This window comes from Burkholderia singularis (genome assembly GCF_001718875.1).
In the GTDB taxonomy this organism is placed as follows: Bacteria; Pseudomonadota; Gammaproteobacteria; order Burkholderiales; family Burkholderiaceae; genus Burkholderia; species Burkholderia singularis.
In genome coordinates this window covers 1,022,964-1,039,452 of record NZ_CP013448.1, presented here as the reverse complement: position 1 = coordinate 1,039,452, position 16,489 = coordinate 1,022,964, and the positions used below count along the sequence as shown (strand labels likewise).

At 65.8% G+C, this 16,489-nt stretch carries 15 protein-coding genes; 7 read left to right on the top strand and 8 right to left on the bottom strand.

Features of this window, described 5'->3' with window-relative positions:
* Positions 1-11: 11 nt before the first annotated feature.
* The 6 genes from hda (at position 12) to panB (ending at position 5,154) form a co-directional block, all read left to right on the top strand.
* Positions 12-752, top strand: a complete 741-nt coding sequence (hda, locus tag AQ611_RS04735) for a DnaA regulatory inactivator Hda (protein WP_059513309.1) — start codon at positions 12-14, stop codon at positions 750-752.
* Between the two features lie 21 nt (positions 753-773).
* Positions 774-1,460 (top strand): histidinol-phosphatase, encoded by a 687-nt coding sequence (locus AQ611_RS04730; protein ID WP_069233842.1) that lies wholly within the window; start codon positions 774-776, stop codon positions 1,458-1,460.
* Entirely contained in the window at positions 1,457-3,034 is a 1,578-nt protein-coding gene (pcnB, locus tag AQ611_RS04725; protein ID WP_069233841.1) for a polynucleotide adenylyltransferase PcnB, read from the top strand. Before AQ611_RS04730 ends, pcnB begins: the two co-directional genes overlap by 4 nt.
* 33 nt (positions 3,035-3,067) lie before the next feature.
* Entirely contained in the window at positions 3,068-3,595 is a 528-nt protein-coding gene (gene folK, locus AQ611_RS04720) for a 2-amino-4-hydroxy-6-hydroxymethyldihydropteridine diphosphokinase (protein ID WP_059513316.1), read from the top strand.
* A complete protein-coding gene (locus AQ611_RS04715) occupies positions 3,592-4,275 on the top strand; it encodes a deoxynucleoside kinase (RefSeq protein ID WP_059513318.1) in 684 nt (227 codons plus the stop codon). Before folK ends, AQ611_RS04715 begins: the two co-directional genes overlap by 4 nt.
* Positions 4,276-4,338: 63 nt before the next feature.
* Complete coding sequence (panB, locus tag AQ611_RS04710) at positions 4,339-5,154, top strand: 3-methyl-2-oxobutanoate hydroxymethyltransferase (RefSeq protein ID WP_069233840.1); 816 nt, start codon at positions 4,339-4,341, stop codon at positions 5,152-5,154.
* Between the two features lie 413 nt (positions 5,155-5,567).
* Here the strand turns inward: panB and AQ611_RS04705 are convergent, their stop codons facing one another.
* The 8 genes from AQ611_RS04705 to hrcA form a co-directional block, all read right to left on the bottom strand.
* Entirely contained in the window at positions 5,568-7,736 is a 2,169-nt protein-coding gene (locus AQ611_RS04705) for a chorismate-binding protein (RefSeq protein ID WP_069233839.1), read from the bottom strand.
* Positions 7,737-7,781: 45 nt separating this feature from the next.
* Positions 7,782-8,912: a molecular chaperone DnaJ gene (gene dnaJ / locus AQ611_RS04700; RefSeq protein WP_059512885.1), complete on the bottom strand. Its 1,131-nt coding sequence runs from the start codon at positions 8,910-8,912 to the stop codon at positions 7,782-7,784.
* A 148-nt stretch (positions 8,913-9,060) separates the two neighbouring features.
* Positions 9,061-10,998 (bottom strand): molecular chaperone DnaK, encoded by a 1,938-nt coding sequence (dnaK, locus tag AQ611_RS04695; protein WP_059512887.1) that lies wholly within the window; start codon positions 10,996-10,998, stop codon positions 9,061-9,063.
* A gap of 144 nt (positions 10,999-11,142) precedes the next feature.
* Complete coding sequence (locus AQ611_RS04690) at positions 11,143-11,547, bottom strand: thioredoxin family protein (protein ID WP_083237230.1); 405 nt, start codon at positions 11,545-11,547, stop codon at positions 11,143-11,145.
* A gap of 18 nt (positions 11,548-11,565) precedes the next feature.
* Positions 11,566-12,183, bottom strand: a complete 618-nt coding sequence (gene grpE, locus AQ611_RS04685; RefSeq protein WP_069233838.1) for a nucleotide exchange factor GrpE — start codon at positions 12,181-12,183, stop codon at positions 11,566-11,568.
* Between the two features lie 518 nt (positions 12,184-12,701).
* Positions 12,702-13,109 (bottom strand): RNA-binding S4 domain-containing protein, encoded by a 408-nt coding sequence (locus AQ611_RS04680; protein ID WP_069233837.1) that lies wholly within the window; start codon positions 13,107-13,109, stop codon positions 12,702-12,704.
* A gap of 16 nt (positions 13,110-13,125) precedes the next feature.
* Positions 13,126-14,190, bottom strand: a complete 1,065-nt coding sequence (hemH, locus tag AQ611_RS04675; RefSeq protein WP_069233836.1) for a ferrochelatase — start codon at positions 14,188-14,190, stop codon at positions 13,126-13,128.
* A 203-nt stretch (positions 14,191-14,393) separates the two neighbouring features.
* The gene (hrcA, locus tag AQ611_RS04670) at positions 14,394-15,416 is read right to left on the bottom strand and encodes a heat-inducible transcriptional repressor HrcA (protein ID WP_059512940.1); all 1,023 of its coding nucleotides are present in this window, start codon (positions 15,414-15,416) and stop codon (positions 14,394-14,396) included.
* Between the two features lie 139 nt (positions 15,417-15,555).
* Between hrcA and AQ611_RS04665 the strand changes: the two genes are divergently transcribed.
* Positions 15,556-16,476, top strand: coding sequence for an NAD kinase (locus tag AQ611_RS04665; protein WP_059512895.1), 921 nt, complete (start codon positions 15,556-15,558; stop codon positions 16,474-16,476).
* The last annotated feature ends 13 nt before the right edge of the window (positions 16,477-16,489 follow it).

The window sequence follows — 16,489 nt, the reverse complement described above, 5'->3', positions numbered from 1 at the left end:
CGATCCGCACCGTGACTGCCTCCCGTCAACTGACGCTCGATCTCGGCACGCCGCCGCCCGCGACGCTGGACAATTTCTTCGTCGGCGACAACACCGAGCTTGTCACACGCCTGCAAAAGCTCGATCTCGCGCTCGCCGCCGGGCCCGTGCCGGACCGGTCGTTCTACGTGTGGGGCGAGTCGGGCAGCGGCCGCAGCCATCTGTTGCAGGCGCTCGTGCACGACGCCTCGTATGGCAACGCGCGCTATCTGACGCCGCAAAGCGGGCTCGGCGCGTTCTCGTTCGATCCGCGCGTGTCGATCTATGCGATCGACGATTGCGACGCGATGAACGACGCGCAGCAGATCGCGCTTTTCAATCTGTTCAACGAAGTGCGCGCGCATCCGGGCTGCGCGTTCGTCGCGGCGGGCAACGCCGCGCCGCTCGCGCTCGCCGTGCGCGAGGATCTGCGCACGCGGCTTGGCTGGGGGCTCGTGTTCCATCTCGCGCCGTTGCCGGACGAAGGCAAAACGGCCGTGCTCAAGCACGCGGCGAAGGAGCGCGGCCTGGTGCTCGCCGACGACGTGCCCGCCTATCTGCTCACCCATTTCCGTCGCGACATGCCCAGCCTGATGGCGCTGCTCGACGCGCTCGACCGCTTCTCGCTCGAGCAAAAGCGCGCGGTGACGCTGCCGCTTTTGCGCGCGATGCTGGCCGCGCCCGAGCACGACGAAGCGCCGCCCGGGCGGGCAGCTTCCGGCCGGTTCAAGTAGCTTCAAGTAAAATGCGTCTCCATGACTAATTTGGCACTTTTTGACCTGGATCACACGCTGATCCCGACCGACAGCGACCACGAATGGGGCCGCTTCATGGTCAGGCTCGGCATCGTCGAGGCCGACAGCTTTTCGCGCCAGAACGACCGCTTCTTCGCCGACTATCAAGCGGGCAAGCTCGACATCCACGCATACCTGGCGGCGATGCTCGCGCCGCTCGCAAAATACTCGCGCGCGCAGCTTCGCGCGTGGCACGATCAGTTCATGCACGAAGTGATCCGCCCCGCGATGCTGCCCGCCGCGATCGAACTCGTGCGCCGGCACCAGGACGCGGGCGACCTCTGCTGCATCGTCACCGCAACCAACGAATTCATCACGCGCCCGATCGCCACCGCGTTCGGCGTCGATACGTTGATCGCCTGCGAAGTGGAAACGGTCGACGGCCATCCGGATTCGGCGCTCACCGGCCGCGCAAAAGGCACGCCGAGCTATCGCGAAGGCAAGATCCTGCGCACCGACGCGTGGCTCGCGTCGCTCGGCAAACGCTGGGACGACTTCGAGCACAGCTATTTCTATAGCGATTCGCACAACGACATCCCGCTTCTCGAAAAAGTTACCGACCCGATCGCGACCAATCCCGACGATACGCTGCGCGCCCATGCAAGCGAACACGGCTGGCGCATCCTCGATCTATTCCAACCGTCGTGATCAAGAAACTCATCCGCAAGCTGTTCGGACAGGACACGCCGAAGAAAGACCCGTCGGGGGACGCACCCGATCACCGGGGCGCTACGCCGTCCGACATTCCGTCGACGGCATCCGCTGCGACCGCACGCCGCGCCAAATCCGTGCGCGGCAAGACGAAGAATGCCGGCGGCGGCGAGCCGACCGTCGTCCCCGCGAGCGTGCACGGCATCGATCCGTCGCTCATCTCGAAAAACGCGATTCGCGTCACCGACACCCTCCAGCAAGCCGGCTTCCGCGCGTTCATCGTCGGCGGCGCGGTGCGCGACCTGCTGCTCGGCATCGCGCCGAAGGATTTCGACGTCGCCACCAACGCGACGCCCACCGAGGTCCAGCAGCTGTTTCGCCGCGCGCGGCTGATCGGCCGGCGCTTCCAGATCGTCCATGTGCAGTTCGGGCAGGAATTGATCGAGGTGTCGACGTTCCGCGCGCTCGTCGATACCCCGCAAGAGCCGTCGCCGGGCGACGCCCCGACGGGGCGGGCGCCGCATGCCGCGGGCGCGAGGCGCCTGAAGCGCGACGAACTCGACCGCCGCACGCACGCAGTCGACGCGAGCGGTCGCGTGCTGCGCGACAACGTCTGGGGCGAGCAGCACGAGGACGCGGCGCGCCGCGACTTCACGATCAACGCGATGTACTACGACCCGACGACGCAAACCGTGCTCGACTATCACAACGGGATGGTCGACATGCGCGCCCGCCTGCTGCGGATGATCGGCGATCCGGCGACACGTTTTCGCGAGGACCCGGTACGGATGCTGCGCGTCGTGCGCTTCGCGGCGAAGCTCGGCTTCGAGATCGAAGCGAAGACGCGCGCGCCGATTCAGGAACTCGCGGAACTCATCAACAACGTGCCGGCCGCACGGCTGTTCGACGAAATGCTGAAGCTGCTGCTGTCGGGCCACGCGCTCGCGTGCCTGCAACGGTTGCGCAGCGAAGGCCTGCATCACGGCCTGCTGCCGCTGCTCGACGTCGTGCTCGAGCAGCCGCAAGGCGAGAAATTCATCACGCTCGCGCTCAACAACACCGATGCGCGCGTGCGCGCGGGCAAGCCGGTATCGCCCGGCTTCCTGTTCGCGACGCTGCTCTGGCACGACATGCGCCAGCGCTGGGAGCAATACGCGGCGAACGGCGAATATCCGGTGCCCGCGTTAAGCCGCGCGATGGACGACGTGCTCGACATGCAAACCGAGAAGCTCGCGATCCACAAGCGCTACTCGGCCGACATGCGCGAGATCTGGGGGCTGCAGTTGAGGCTCGAGAAACGCTCGGGCCGCAGCGCGCTGAAGCTGCTCGAACACCAAAGATTCAGAGCGGGGTATGATTTCCTCCTGCTGCGCTGCGAATCCGGCGAACTCGATCCCGCCATCGGCCAGTGGTGGACGGATTTCATCGAGGGCGACGCCGCCGAACGCGAAACGCTTCTGTCGCAGGGCAGCCGGGACAAGACGCCGCGCAAGCGGCGGCGGCGCGGCGGGCGCGGACGGCGCACGGCAGAAGACGTCGCCGCGCACGGTGAATCCGACGCAAACGACTGACGTTCGCGGTCGAACGACGTAGGAAGGGAAGCGATGACGGTTGCTTATCTCGGCCTGGGCGCCAACCTCGGCGATGCGCGCCAGGCCTTGAAAGACGCGGTGGTGTGCCTCGCGCAGCAGCACTCCATCGTGGTGCTCGACAAGTCGAGCCTGTACCGGACGGCGCCCGTCGATGCAGACGGCGGCGATTACTACAACTGCGTCGTGAAAATCGACACGGTGCTCGCCGCGCCTGCGCTCCTCGCGCTGTGCCAGAAGATCGAGCATCACTTCGGCCGCGAGCGGCCGTACCGCAACGCGCCGCGCACGCTCGACATCGACATCCTGCTATACGGCGATCTCACGATCGACGAGCCCGATCTCGTCGTCCCGCATCCCCGGTTAACCGGGCGCGCGTTCGCGCTCGTGCCGCTCGTCGAACTCGATCCGACGCTCGTGATCCCCGCGCTTGGGCGCGCGGACGCATTTCTCGCGGCCGTCGCGGATCAGCGTATCGAGAAAGTCCAAACCTGCCAGTGCATGGCGATGCGCGCCGCCGACGAAAAGAACCGCTGCCGATGAACGCGATACCGCTTACCGTCACCGCCCCCGACTCGCGGCCGCCGTGCCGTTATCTGGCGATCGAGGGGCCAATCGGCGTCGGCAAGACGACGCTCGCGACGCTGCTCGCCGAGCGCTGGTCGATGCGCACGCTGCTCGAGCGCCCGCAGGACAACCCATTTCTCGAGCGCTTCTATCGGGACAACGCGCGCTACGCGCTGCCCACGCAGCTCGCGTTCGCGCTGCAACGCGAGCGTCAAGCACACGAGCTTGCCGCCGCATACCAAGCGCATGCGCCGATCGTCGCGGACTTCCTTCCGCAGAAGAACGATATCTTTGCGCGACTCACGCTGCCCGACGACGAATGGCAGCTCTATCGCGCGCTCGCCTCGCATTTAAACGCGCCGGCGATCGCGCCCGATCTCGTCGTCTATCTGCAGGCGAGCCCCGAGGTGCTGTTCGCGCGGATACAGAAACGCGGCGAGCCGATGGAGCAGCAAATCAGCGACGCGTACCTGCGCTCGCTCTGCGACGCATACAACGAATTCTTCTATCACTACGACCGCACGCCCGTCTTGACTGTCGCGGCCGAGCACCTGAACCCGCTCGGTTCCCCGGAGGATCTCGCGCTGCTCGCCGATCGCATCGCCACGATGCGCGGTCGCAAGGAATCCTTCGTCAAAGGCGGCGGCGACCGCTGACAGCGCGCGGCACGAGCCGATGCCGCGCCTCGTCAGATCCTATACCAACGAATCGGACCTCTCATGACCTATCTCCAGGAATCCAGCCGACCGGCCGTCACGGTGCCCAAGCTGCAGGCAATGCGCGATGCGGGCGAGAAAATCGCGATGCTCACCTGCTACGACGCGAGCTTCGCCGCGCTGCTCGACCGCGCGAGCGTCGACGTGCTGCTGATCGGCGATTCGCTCGGCAACGTGCTGCAAGGACACACCACGACGCTGCCCGTCACGCTCGACGACATCGCCTATCACACCGCCAGCGTCGCGCGCGCGCAGCCGCGCGCGCTGATTGCCGCCGATCTGCCGTTCGGCACCTACGGCACGCCTGCCGACGCGTTCGCAAGTTCGGTCAAGCTGATGCGCGCGGGCGCGCAGATGATCAAGCTCGAGGGTGGCGAATGGCTTGCCGACACGGTGCGCTTCCTCGTCGAGCGCGCGGTGCCGGTTTGCGCGCATATCGGGCTCACGCCGCAGTCGGTACACGCATTCGGCGGCTTCAAGGTGCAGGGCAAGACCGAAGCCGGCGCGGCGCAACTGCTGCGCGACGCGCACGCTCTCGAACAGGCGGGCGCGCAGCTCGTCGTGCTGGAGGCGGTGCCGGCACTCGTCGCGGCCGAGGTCACGCGCGAGTTGAGAATTCCGACGATCGGCATCGGCGCCGGGGTGGACTGCTCGGGCCAAGTGCTCGTGCTGCACGACATGCTGGGCGTGTTTCCCGGCAAGCGGCCGCGCTTCGTCAAGGATTTCATGCAAGGGCAGCCGAACCTGCTCGCGGCGGTCGAAGCGTATGTGCGCGCTGTGAAGGACGGCAGCTTCCCGGGGCCCGAGCATACGTTCTGATTGTTCCGGCTACGCGAGCCCGGCAATTCGCGCGATGACAGTTTGGAACAAAAAACGCGGCATCCGTCGAGATCGAATGTCGCGTTTTTTTGGGCCTTGGATTTGAGATTGGGTTCGCGAGGCGCTGGGGCTTGCGGCTTGCGGCTTGCGGCTTGCGGCTTCCGGCTTCCGGCTTCCGGCTTCCGGCTTCCGGCTTCCGGCTTCCGGCTTCCGGCTTCCGGCTTCCGGCTTCCGGCTTCCGGCTTCCGGCTTCCGGCTTCCGGCTTCCGGCTTCCGGCTTCCGGCTTCCGGCTTCCGGCTTCCGGCTTCCGGCTTCCGGCTTCCGGCTTCCGGCTTCCGGCTTCCATTATCGATCGTCAAGCGCCGAGCGCAAGCGGCACGGTCCCCGCGTCACCCCGCGCCGGCACTTACCGTCATCCCGGATCGCCCGCCCGCACGAGTTTCGCGGGCAACGCGCCGCGCAGCGCATTCGCGAGCATCAGCGCTTCCGCTTGCAGCAGGTCGTCGAGTGTCAGGATTCGTTCAGCGGCCGCGAGCCGCTCATCGTCGAGCAGCGCGCCGCGCATCACGCCCGGCAGCAGCCCCGATGACAATGGCGGCGTAAACCAGCGCCCCTCGAGCTTCACGAACACGTTCGAGCGCCCGCCTTCCGTCAGTTCGCCGCGCTCGTTGAAGAACAGCATGTCGAACGCGCGTTGCGCGTCGGCGGCCTGCCACGCACGGTCGAAATCGGCGCGGCGCGTCGTCTTGTGCGCGAGCAACGGATCGTCCGAGCGCACCGGCGCGAAGCCGTGCTCGCACGCGAGTAGCACGTCGAGCGTCTCGCCCGTGAGCGGCGCGAGCGGCGCGGTGACGATATCGAGCGCGCCGTCCTTCGCCAGCGCGATCCGCATGCGGTGCTCGCCATCGGCAAGCTGCGCACAGCGCTCGCCGATACGATGTCGGACGAGCGCTTCGTCGAACACGAAATCGAACGCGCCGGCGCTCGCGCGCAAGCGCGCAAGATGGCGTTCGAAATGACGCACGCCGGCGTCGCGCGTCGCATACGTGGTCTCGAACAACCGGAAGCCGGGATCGACGCCCGTCAGGAAACGCGCCTTCACCGCGCATTCCGTATATTCGTCTGCCGCTATGCTGTCGAGCACGATCCCGCCGCCGACGCCCATCGTGCCCCGCCGCCCGCCGCCTGCCGCCGGCTCGAGCGTCAGCGTGCGGATCGCGACCGACAAACAAAAATCGCCGCACGCATCGCGTAATGCGTCCTCGGTGCGGAAAGTCGTTTGAGCGCTTTGAGCGTCGACGGCGGCTCGCGAACCGGGCCACACCTCGGATCGCAAATCGGCCGCAGCCGCGCTCGAAGCCGCGCCGGCGCTCGACGGCACCTCGCCCCGTATCGCAACACGCGGCCGCCCACCGGCCGAGCGAGCGTCATCCTGCGCCGGCGAGTCCCCCGGCGAGCATTCGCGCGGCACGTCTGCCGAAACATTCTGCGCGGCGCCGGCGCCCGCTGAGGCAAACGCGTGCGAAGCGTGCGCCGGCAACGCTTCCCGCGGCGCATCCAACCAACCGAGCAAGCCCGTATAGAGCCCGCGCGGCGTCGTCTCGAGCGCATCGATCAACTGCATCGTCTTGTGCTTCGGCGCGCCCGTGATCGAGCCGCACGGAAAAAGCGCGCGCAACACGTCGGCAAATGTCGCGCGCTCGACCAACTCCGCTTCGACCGTCGACGTCATCTGCCACACCGACGCATAGGGCTCGATCGAAAAACGCCGGGGCACCGTCACCGATCCGGTACGCGCAATGCGCGCCAGATCGTTGCGCAACAGATCGACGATCATCAGATTCTCAGCGCGATTCTTGGCGTCGCTCGCCAAAAACTCGGCCGCCGCCGCGTCCAGACGGGAATCGGACGAACGCGGCGCAGTGCCTTTCATGGGCCGCGCGCGCAGCCGCGTCCCCGTCTTCTCGACAAAAAGCTCCGGCGAGCACGACACGATCCACGCGCCGCCCGGCAACGCGATCAGCGCACCGTGGCGCACCGGCTGACGCGCGCGCAAGCGGCGGTATAGCGCGAGCGGCGCGCCGAACGTGTCGAAATGAAGCCGATAGGTGTAATTGACCTGATACGAATCGCCCGCGCGCAGCGCCCCGTGGATCGCGGCGATCGCCGCATCGAATGCCTCGCGCGTCACGCTTGCGCGCATATGCGCGATACCCGCGACCGACGGCTCGGCGAGCCCGCCGTCGCGCTCGGCAAGCCATGCGTCGACTTCGCCGCGCGACAGCTTCGTGCAAGTGGAGAACAGCAGAAACCGCAGCGCGCCGCCGCCCTTTGCCGCGGATGTCGCTGCGAATTTCGGCCCAAGCTGCAGATCGCGTCCGAACTCGTAATCGCCGATCACGACCGGGTGCAGTCCCCGCCGCGCATCGGCGGCGACCGCCGCGCACAGTGCGTCGAGCTGGGCAGGATCGGTCGCGACGCGCTGATGCGAAAAGCCGGCATACAAACGACTCGACCGCGCCGCCGCGGTCGAGTCGCAATCGTCGAAGAGCGCGAAAACCGCGCCCGCTTGGTCAGTCATCCTGTGCTGCCTGAAACCTGAAAACCAGCTGCGCCGTGCCGGGCGTCACTCGAAGAAGCTCTTCACGCGGTCGAACCAGCTCTTGCTTTGCGGGCTGTGACGCGAGCCGCCCTCCGCGAGCGACTTCTCGAACTGCTTGAGCAGATCGCGCTGCTGATCGGTCAGCTTCACGGGCGTCTCAACCTGCACGTGCACATACAGATCGCCCGCGATGCTCGAGCGCAGCCCCTTGATGCCCTTGCCCCGCAGACGGAACGTCTTGCCCGACTGCGTGCCTTCCGGCACCGTGAAGCTCGCGCGGCCGGCAAGCGTCGGCACTTCGATTTCGCCGCCAAGCGCCGCCGTCGTGAACGGAATCGGCATCTGGCAATGCAAATCGTCGCCGTCGCGCTCGAACACCGAATGCGGCTTGATGTGGATTTCGACGTACAGGTCGCCCGACGGCCCCCCGTTGATGCCCGGCTCGCCATTGCCGGCCGAGCGGATCCGCATCCCATCGTCGATGCCCGGCGGAATCTTCACTTCGAGCGTCTTGGTTTCCTTCACCTTGCCCGAGCCGTGGCAGTTCGTGCACGGCTCCGGAATGTAGGTGCCGGTGCCGTGGCACTTCGGGCAAGTCTGCTGGATGCTGAAAAAGCCTTGCGACATGCGCACCGTGCCCTGTCCATGACAGGTCGGACAGGTTTCCGGTTTCGTGCCGGGCTTCGCACCCGAGCCATGGCAAACGCCGCACGACGTCCAGTTCGGCACGCGGATCTGCGTATCGTAGCCGTGCGCCGCCTGCTCGAGCGTGATCTCCATGCTGTAGCGCAAATCCGCGCCGCGATACACCTGCGGACCGCCGCGGCTGCGTGCGCCGCCCGCTGCCTGGCCGAAGATATCGCCGAAGATATCGCCGAACGCATCGGCGAAGCCGCCGAACCCTTGCGCGCCGGCTCCCCCCATGTTCGGATCGACGCCCGCGTGGCCGTATTGATCGTATGCCGCGCGTTTCTGGCCGTCCGACAGCATTTCATAGGCTTCCTTCGCCTCCTTGAAACGCTCTTCCGCATCCTTGCTGTCAGGATTGCGGTCGGGGTGGTACTTCATCGCGAGCTTGCGATATGCCTTCTTGATTTCGTCGTCGCTCGCATTCTTCGCGACGCCCAGAACCTCGTAGTAATCCCGTTTCGCCATATCGGTTCGCCATAAAACAAATGTGCCCGGAGAGCCGCGAGGCTCGCCAGGCGCAAGAATGATCCGCCTATCCGGAGCGAAGAAACGGACCCGGGAAGGCTGCGCCGCGCATCGATGATACGCGGCGCAGCCCGATCTCGGCCCGGCCTCAGTCCTTCTTCACTTCCTTGAAGTCGGCGTCGACAACGTCGTCGGCCGCCTGCGCGCCGCTGTCGGCCGCTGCTGCCCCCGATGCGCCAGCCGCGCCCGCCTGCGCTTGCATGTCGGCGTACATCTTTTCGCCGAGCTTCTGCGAAGCCGTCGCAACCGCCTCGATCTTCGCATCGATCGCCGCCTTGTCACTCGACGTGTTCTTCAGCACGTCCTCAAGCTCCTTGAGCGCCGCCTCGATCTTCTCCTTCTCGCCCGCCTCCAGCTTGTCGCCGTACTCGGTGAGCGCCTTCTTCGTGCTGTGGACGAGCGCGTCGCCCTGGTTGCGCGCATCGGCAAGCTCACGCAGCTTGTGATCCTCCGCCGCGTTCGCCTCCGCGTCCTTGATCATCTGGTCGATCTCGGCTTCGGACAGACCCGAGTTCGCCTTGATCGTGATCTTGTTTTCCTTGCCGGTGGCCTTGTCCTTCGCGCCGACATGCAAAATGCCGTTCGCGTCGATGTCGAAGGTCACTTCGATCTGCGGCACGCCGCGCGGAGCGGGCGGAATGCCTTCCAGGTTGAACTCGCCGAGCAGCTTGTTGCCGGCCGCCATTTCGCGCTCACCCTGGTACACCTTGATCGTCACCGCGCTCTGGTTGTCGTCCGCGGTCGAATACACTTGCGCGTGCTTGGTCGGGATCGTGGTGTTCTTGTTGATCATCTTGGTCATCACGCCGCCCAGCGTCTCGATGCCGAGCGACAGCGGAGTCACGTCGAGCAGCAGCACATCCTTACGATCGCCCGACAGCACCTGACCCTGGATCGCCGCACCGACGGCGACGGCTTCGTCCGGGTTCACGTCACGGCGCGGCTCCTTGCCGAAAAACTCCTTGACCTTTTCCATCACCTTCGGCATGCGGGTTTGGCCGCCGACCAGGATCACGTCGTCGATATCCGACACCTTGACGCCCGCATCCTTGATCGCGGTCCGGCACGGCTCGATCGTGCGCTCGACCAGATCCTCGACGAGCGCCTCGAGCTTCGCACGCGTGATCTTCAGGTTCAGGTGCTTCGGACCCGACGCGTCGGCCGTGATGTACGGCAGGTTGATTTCGGTCTGCTGGCCCGAAGACAGCTCAATCTTCGCCTTCTCGGCCGCTTCCTTCAGACGTTGCAGCGCGAGCACGTCCTTCGACAGATCGACGCCCTGCTCCTTCTTGAACTCGCCGATGATGTAGTCGATGATGCGCTGGTCGAAATCCTCGCCGCCCAGGAACGTATCGCCGTTGGTCGACAACACTTCGAACTGCTTTTCACCGTCGACGTCCGCGATCTCGATGATCGACACATCGAACGTGCCGCCGCCGAGGTCGTACACCGCGATCTTGCGGTCGCCCTTCTCGGCCTTGTCAAGGCCGAATGCGAGCGCGGCGGCGGTCGGTTCGTTGATGATCCGCTTGACCTCGAGGCCGGCAATGCGGCCGGCGTCCTTGGTCGCCTGGCGCTGACTATCGTTGAAGTACGCGGGCACCGTGATCACGGCTTCCGTGACGGGCTCGCCCAGGTAATCCTCGGCCGTCTTCTTCATCTTGCGCAGCACTTCGGCCGACACTTGCGGCGGCGCGAGCTTCTGGCCGTGCGCCTCGACCCACGCGTCGCCGTTGTCGGCCTTGATGATCGAGTAGGGCATCAGGCCGATGTCCTTCTGCACTTCCTTCTCTTCGAAACGGCGGCCGATCAGGCGCTTCACCGCGAACAGCGTGTTCTTCGGGTTCGTCACCGACTGACGCTTGGCCGGCGCGCCGACGAGCACTTCGTTGTCGTCCATGTATGCAATGATCGACGGCGTGGTGCGCGCGCCTTCCGAGTTCTCGATGACCTTGACCTGGTTGCCTTCCATGATCGCGACGCACGAGTTCGTGGTGCCGAGGTCAATACCGATGATCTTTCCCATTTTTCCTAATCTCCAATAATCTCTGTTTGCTGCGGCGCGCCGGTTTTCCACCCGTTGCGCCGCGCTCAATTCGGCTCTGCACCCGAAATAGGTGCGGCTGTGTCGTTTTCAAGACCCCAAAACAGACGTGGCCATTAAATTTTTTCAATCGGCGCCGCGGCCGGTTTGCGCAGCGACAGCCTTCGCGCGCGCGGCGGCCACGGCCGCCTCGAACTGCGCGAGCCCGTGCCAGCCGGTCGCCCGGCCAAGCCGCCTGCCGCGGTGAAAGAAAAACCACGTCGGCACGCCGTGCAGGCCGAAGCGCCGCCCGAGTTCGCGGTGCTCGGAGATGTTGCAGTGAAACCACTTGAGGCCGAGCGCGCGGATCGCGTCCGGGTTCGCGAGCATCGCCTTTTTCGCGATTTCGCAGTTGAAGCAGTCGACACCCCAGAAGAACACCACGGCAAGCCGGTCGCCCGCGGCCGCGAGCCCCGCGTCGAAATGCGCGGCGTCGAGCGCCTGCATGTCGAATGCCGCGAAAGCCGCCGAATCGATGCCGATCTGCGCCAATGCCGTGCCGCCTCGCCGTTACTTCGCCTGCGCCACCGTCACGAGCGCGGGACGCAATACGCGGTCAGCGATCGTGTAGCCTTTTTGCAACACGGCGACAACCGTGTTCGGCTCCTGATCGGCCGGCACCATCGAAATCGCCTGGTGCAGATGCGGATCGAACTTCTCGCCGACCGGATTGAGCGCGACCACACGCCCTTTCTCGAGCGCGCTTTGCAACTGGCGCAGCGTCAACTCGACGCCTTCGCGAACCTTCGCCAGATCGCCGGAGGTGTCGTTGAGCGCCGCCTCGAGGCTGTCGAGCACCGGCAGCAGGTTTTCCGCAAAGCCCTCTATCGCGAACTTATGCGCCTTCGCGACATCCTCCTGCGAACGGCGACGCACGTTTTCGGTTTCCGCCTTCGCGCGCAGAAAACTCTCCTGCAACTCAGCGAGCTTCGCTTGCGCATCGGCAAGCGCCGCGCCGTCGCCCGAAGTGCCTGCCGAGGAGGCTGCCTTCGACGCGTCGGCCGGCGCGGCGGCCTGCTCAGCCGGCGCCGCGGCCTGTCCAGCTTGGGCCGCCGGCTCCGCGGCCCGGGCCTCGCGACCGTTTTCGTCAATCGTTTGGCCAGTCGGATTGTCTTGCGTGTTTTCCATGTCGCTTCGAAAGTCGGTTAGAGGTTAAATCCCAAGCGGCGCACCGACCTCGCGCGAAACCGCGCTGTCGGCCGATACCACTATCCCGGTGCGAAATGGGGCTCCACCCGGCGATTTCAAGAGGCGATCCGTAAGAATCGCGTCCCGCCCGACGGACTTGCGCCACGCCGGCAGCGCGCGCCACGGGCGCCGCCTTCCCGGCTGGCGCAGATCGAAACGTGCTGTAACAACCCTTACCGGCCGCCCTCTGGATCGCGCGGGTGCGCTGAACTACACTTCGAACAGGCGTTTCGATGTGCGATTTCGACGTGGGCACTCCCCGCTCTGACAAACGCCTGACGCCCATTCCCAGGCCCTTTCACCCGTCTTCTCGAGGGGGAGTACCGTGAAGCTGACCTTCGCTATCTCGGCAGTCGCGCTGGTACTCGTCGCCGGCACGACGACCATTTGCCTTTCGGGAGCCGTCACCGAGCACACGACCGAATACGGCGGCGCGCTCGCGACATTCGAGCAGCTTCTCAGCTCTCACTCGAAAGTTTGTCGATGATCCGGCGGTCCCGCTTCGTCGGCCGCCCATGCAGTTCCGCCGCCGGTTCGCGGAAATGCCGGCGCCGGTCGAGTTCCGCCAGCCGCTTTTCCCGCCCCGCGTCGGTTTCCGCATAGAGCGACTGCGCGACGCTCGCCGGCCCGCGCACATCGCATACCCCGAGCACGTCGACCTGCCAGACAACGCTTTCGATCGTCACATCGACCCGGTCGCCTATGCGCACCTCCTTCGCGGGTTTGACGGGCAAACCGCCGATCTTCACGCGCCCTTTATCGACTGCGTCGGCCGCGAGCGATCGGGTCTTGAAAAAGCGCGCGGCCCACAACCATTTGTCGATACGCAGCCGCGCGCCGGGTTCGGTCGAAATCTTGAAATTCATCGCGTGTATCCGGCGATCAGGCGACGGCTTCCGGCACCGCCACGCGCACCGGCCAACCTTGCAGGTTTTCGGCCGCGATCTCGCCGAGCGCGGCAATCCAAGCGGGCGACGTATTCAGGCACGGAATCCGATGAAATTCGTGGCCGCCGCCATGCAGAAACTCATCGCGCCCTTCTATCCCGATCTCCTCGATCGTCTCGAGGCAATCGGCGGTAAATCCGGGGCAGAACACGTCCGCGCGACGCACGCCAGCCGCGCCCAGTTCCTTGAGCGTCGGCGCCGTGTACGGCTGCAGCCATTCCGCGTTGCCGAAACGGGACTGAAACGTGACCCGGCACTCGAACGTCGTCAGCCCAAGTGCGGCCATCAGCAGCGCGGCCGTCTGCTGGCACTGGTCGTGGTACGGATCGCCGAGATCGAGCGTGCGCTTGGGCACGCCATGGAAGCTCAGCACGAGTTTGTCGCCTGAATCGAACGCCGGCCGCCCATGCGCCGCCCAATACTGGCGGACCTGTTCGGCAAGCGCGTGAATATACGCTGGATGGTCCGCGTAGTGGCGTACCGTGCGCACTTCCGGCTGATTGCGCATCCTCCTGAACGCGGCGAATGCGGCGTCGAACGCGGTCGCCGTCGTCGACGCCGAATATTGCGGATACATCGGCATCAGCAGCACCCGCTCGACACCGGCGCGCTTCAACTGCCCGAGCACATCGGCAATACCGGGCGCGCCGTAGCGCATCGCGTAATCGACCCTCACCCGGTAGCCGTTGGCCACAAAAAGGGGCCGCACGGCATCGACCTGGCGCTCGGTATAGACGCGCAGCGGCGAACCCTCGGGCAGCCAGACGGCTGCATACTTCTTCGCCGACGAGCGGCCGCGCAGCGGCAGAATCAGCGCGCGCAGGACAATCTGCCAGAGCGCCTGCGGAATCTCGACGACCCGCGGATCGGACAGGAACTGCGCGAGGTAGCGGCGCACCGCGCGCGGCGTCGGCTCGTCGGGCGTGCCGAGATTGATCAGCAACACCGCGACGCGCTGCGCGGCCGCGGCATGCGACGGTGGTTCGAGGTCAAAACGCATGAATGAGCGTGCCAGGGGCACCGAATCGAACGTCATTCATTATAACGGGACGCTCCACCCGGGCCAGCCGGCCGTTTGGCCGATTGCGCGGCAACCGGCGCGCCGGCACGATTAACCGGCAGGCGCGGCATTCGGGCGCGCGCCGCAGGCAAAGAAAGCCGGAGAAATAAATGAATGACGGACGAAATGCCGGACGAAGCCGGTTACTGCTGGCTGAGCGTCATCGACAGCAGGCGGGCCGTGATGTCGACGATCGGAATCACGCGGTTGTAGGCCATCCGTGTGGGCCCGATCACGCCGAGCGTGCCGACGATCTTGCCGTTCACCTCGTATGGCGCGGTCACGACACTCATCTCGTCGATCGGCACGAGCGTCGATTCGCCGCCGATGAAGATCTGCACGCCTTGCGCATGGCTCGACACATCGAGCAACTGCAGCAAGCTCGTCTTCTGGTCGAACACGTCGAACAACTTGCGCAGCCGCGCCATGTCGGAAGACAGATCGGCGACTTCGAGCAGGTTGCGCTCGCCGGAAATCAGCACGGCGTCCTCGTCGTCGGACGCCTCCGTGCCCGCCGTGACGGCTGCGTGCATCAGCGCCGTCATGTCGCCGCGCAGCTCGTCGATTTCCTCGCGCAACCGGACGCGCACCTCGTCGAACGACAGCCCGGCAAAGTGCGTATTGATGTAGTTCGACGCCTCGGTGAGCTGCGATGGCGCGTAATCGCGCTGCGTCGCCATGATCCGGTTCTGCACGTCGCCTTCAGGCGTCACGATGATCAGAAGAATCCGCTTGTCGGACAGCCGCAGGAACTCGATCTGCTTGAACACGTGGCTGCGGCGCGGCGTCAGCACCACGCCGGCGAACTGCGACAGGCTCGACAGCACGCTCGCCGCCGCCGCGACCACCCGCTGCTGCGGCTCGCCCGCCTGCAGCGTCGTCTGCACGTGCCGCGTGACGGCCTCCGCGTCGATCGTCGATTCGACCGTGAGCATCGTATCGACGAACAGGCGATAGCCGCGCGGCGTCGGCACGCGGCCCGCCGACGTGTGGGGGCTCGACACGAGGCCGAGTTCCTCCAGGTCGGACATCACGTTGCGGATCGTCGCCGGGCTCAGCTCGAGCCCGGAATAACGAGACAACGTGCGTGACCCGACCGGCTGACCGTCGGCGATATACCGTTCGATCAGGGTCTTGAGGAGGGTTCGGGCGCGCGGATCTAACATGATGGAAAATTCTAGCGCAACCGGGCGATAACGGCGAGTCTGCGGCGCTTGCCGCGCGCTGCGGGGCGCAGCAGCCGTTTTGCCGCGCCCGGCGCGCCGGGCGGTTCTTTTCGTCATCGAGCTATGGTGTAATGCCGGCATGAAAATCGGCCATCAATTCCACACCGTCGCGCTCGTCGGGCGCAGCAACACGCCGGGCATCGTCGAGCCGCTGACGACGCTTGCCGCGTGCATCGCCAAGCGCGGCTTCGAAGTCGTGTTCGAGGCAGACACCGCGCAGGCGATCGGTGCCGCCGGCCATGCGGCCGGCTACCCGGCGCTCACGCCCGCCGAGATCGGCGCGCGCGCCGACGTCGCGGTGGTGCTCGGCGGCGACGGCACGATGCTCGGCATCGGCCGCCAGCTCGCGCCGTATAAAACGCCGCTCATCGGCATCAACCACGGCCGCCTCGGCTTCATCACCGATATCCCGGCGTCCGACATGAAGGACGTCGTGCCGGCCATGCTCGCTGGCAGCTACGAACGTGAGGAGCGCACGCTGCTCGAAGCGCGGATCGTGCGCGACGGCGAGCCGATCTACCACGCGCTCGCGTTCAACGACGTGGTCGTCAATCGCAGCGGCTTTTCCGGGATGGCCGAGCTGCGCGTGTCGGTCGACGGCCGCTTCATGTACAACCAGCGCTCCGACGGCTTGATCGTCGCCACCCCGACCGGCTCGACCGCGTATGCGCTGTCGTCGTCGGGGCCGATCCTGCATCCGCAATTGCAAGGCATCGTGCTCGTGCCGATCGCGCCGCACGCGCTGTCGAACCGGCCGATCGTGCTGCCGGACGATTCGAAGATCGCCATCCGGATCGTCAGTGGCCGCGACGTGAACGTGAACTTCGACATGCAATCGTTCACCGCGCTCGAGCTGAACGACACGATCGAGGTGCGCCGCTCCAAATACATGGTGCCGTTCCTGCACCCGGTCGGCTACAGCTACTATGCGACGCTGCGCAAGAAGCTGCACTGGAACGAACATCCGTCGACCGAAGCAGACGACGATCCCGCTTCCTGACGTTCTCCTTCGC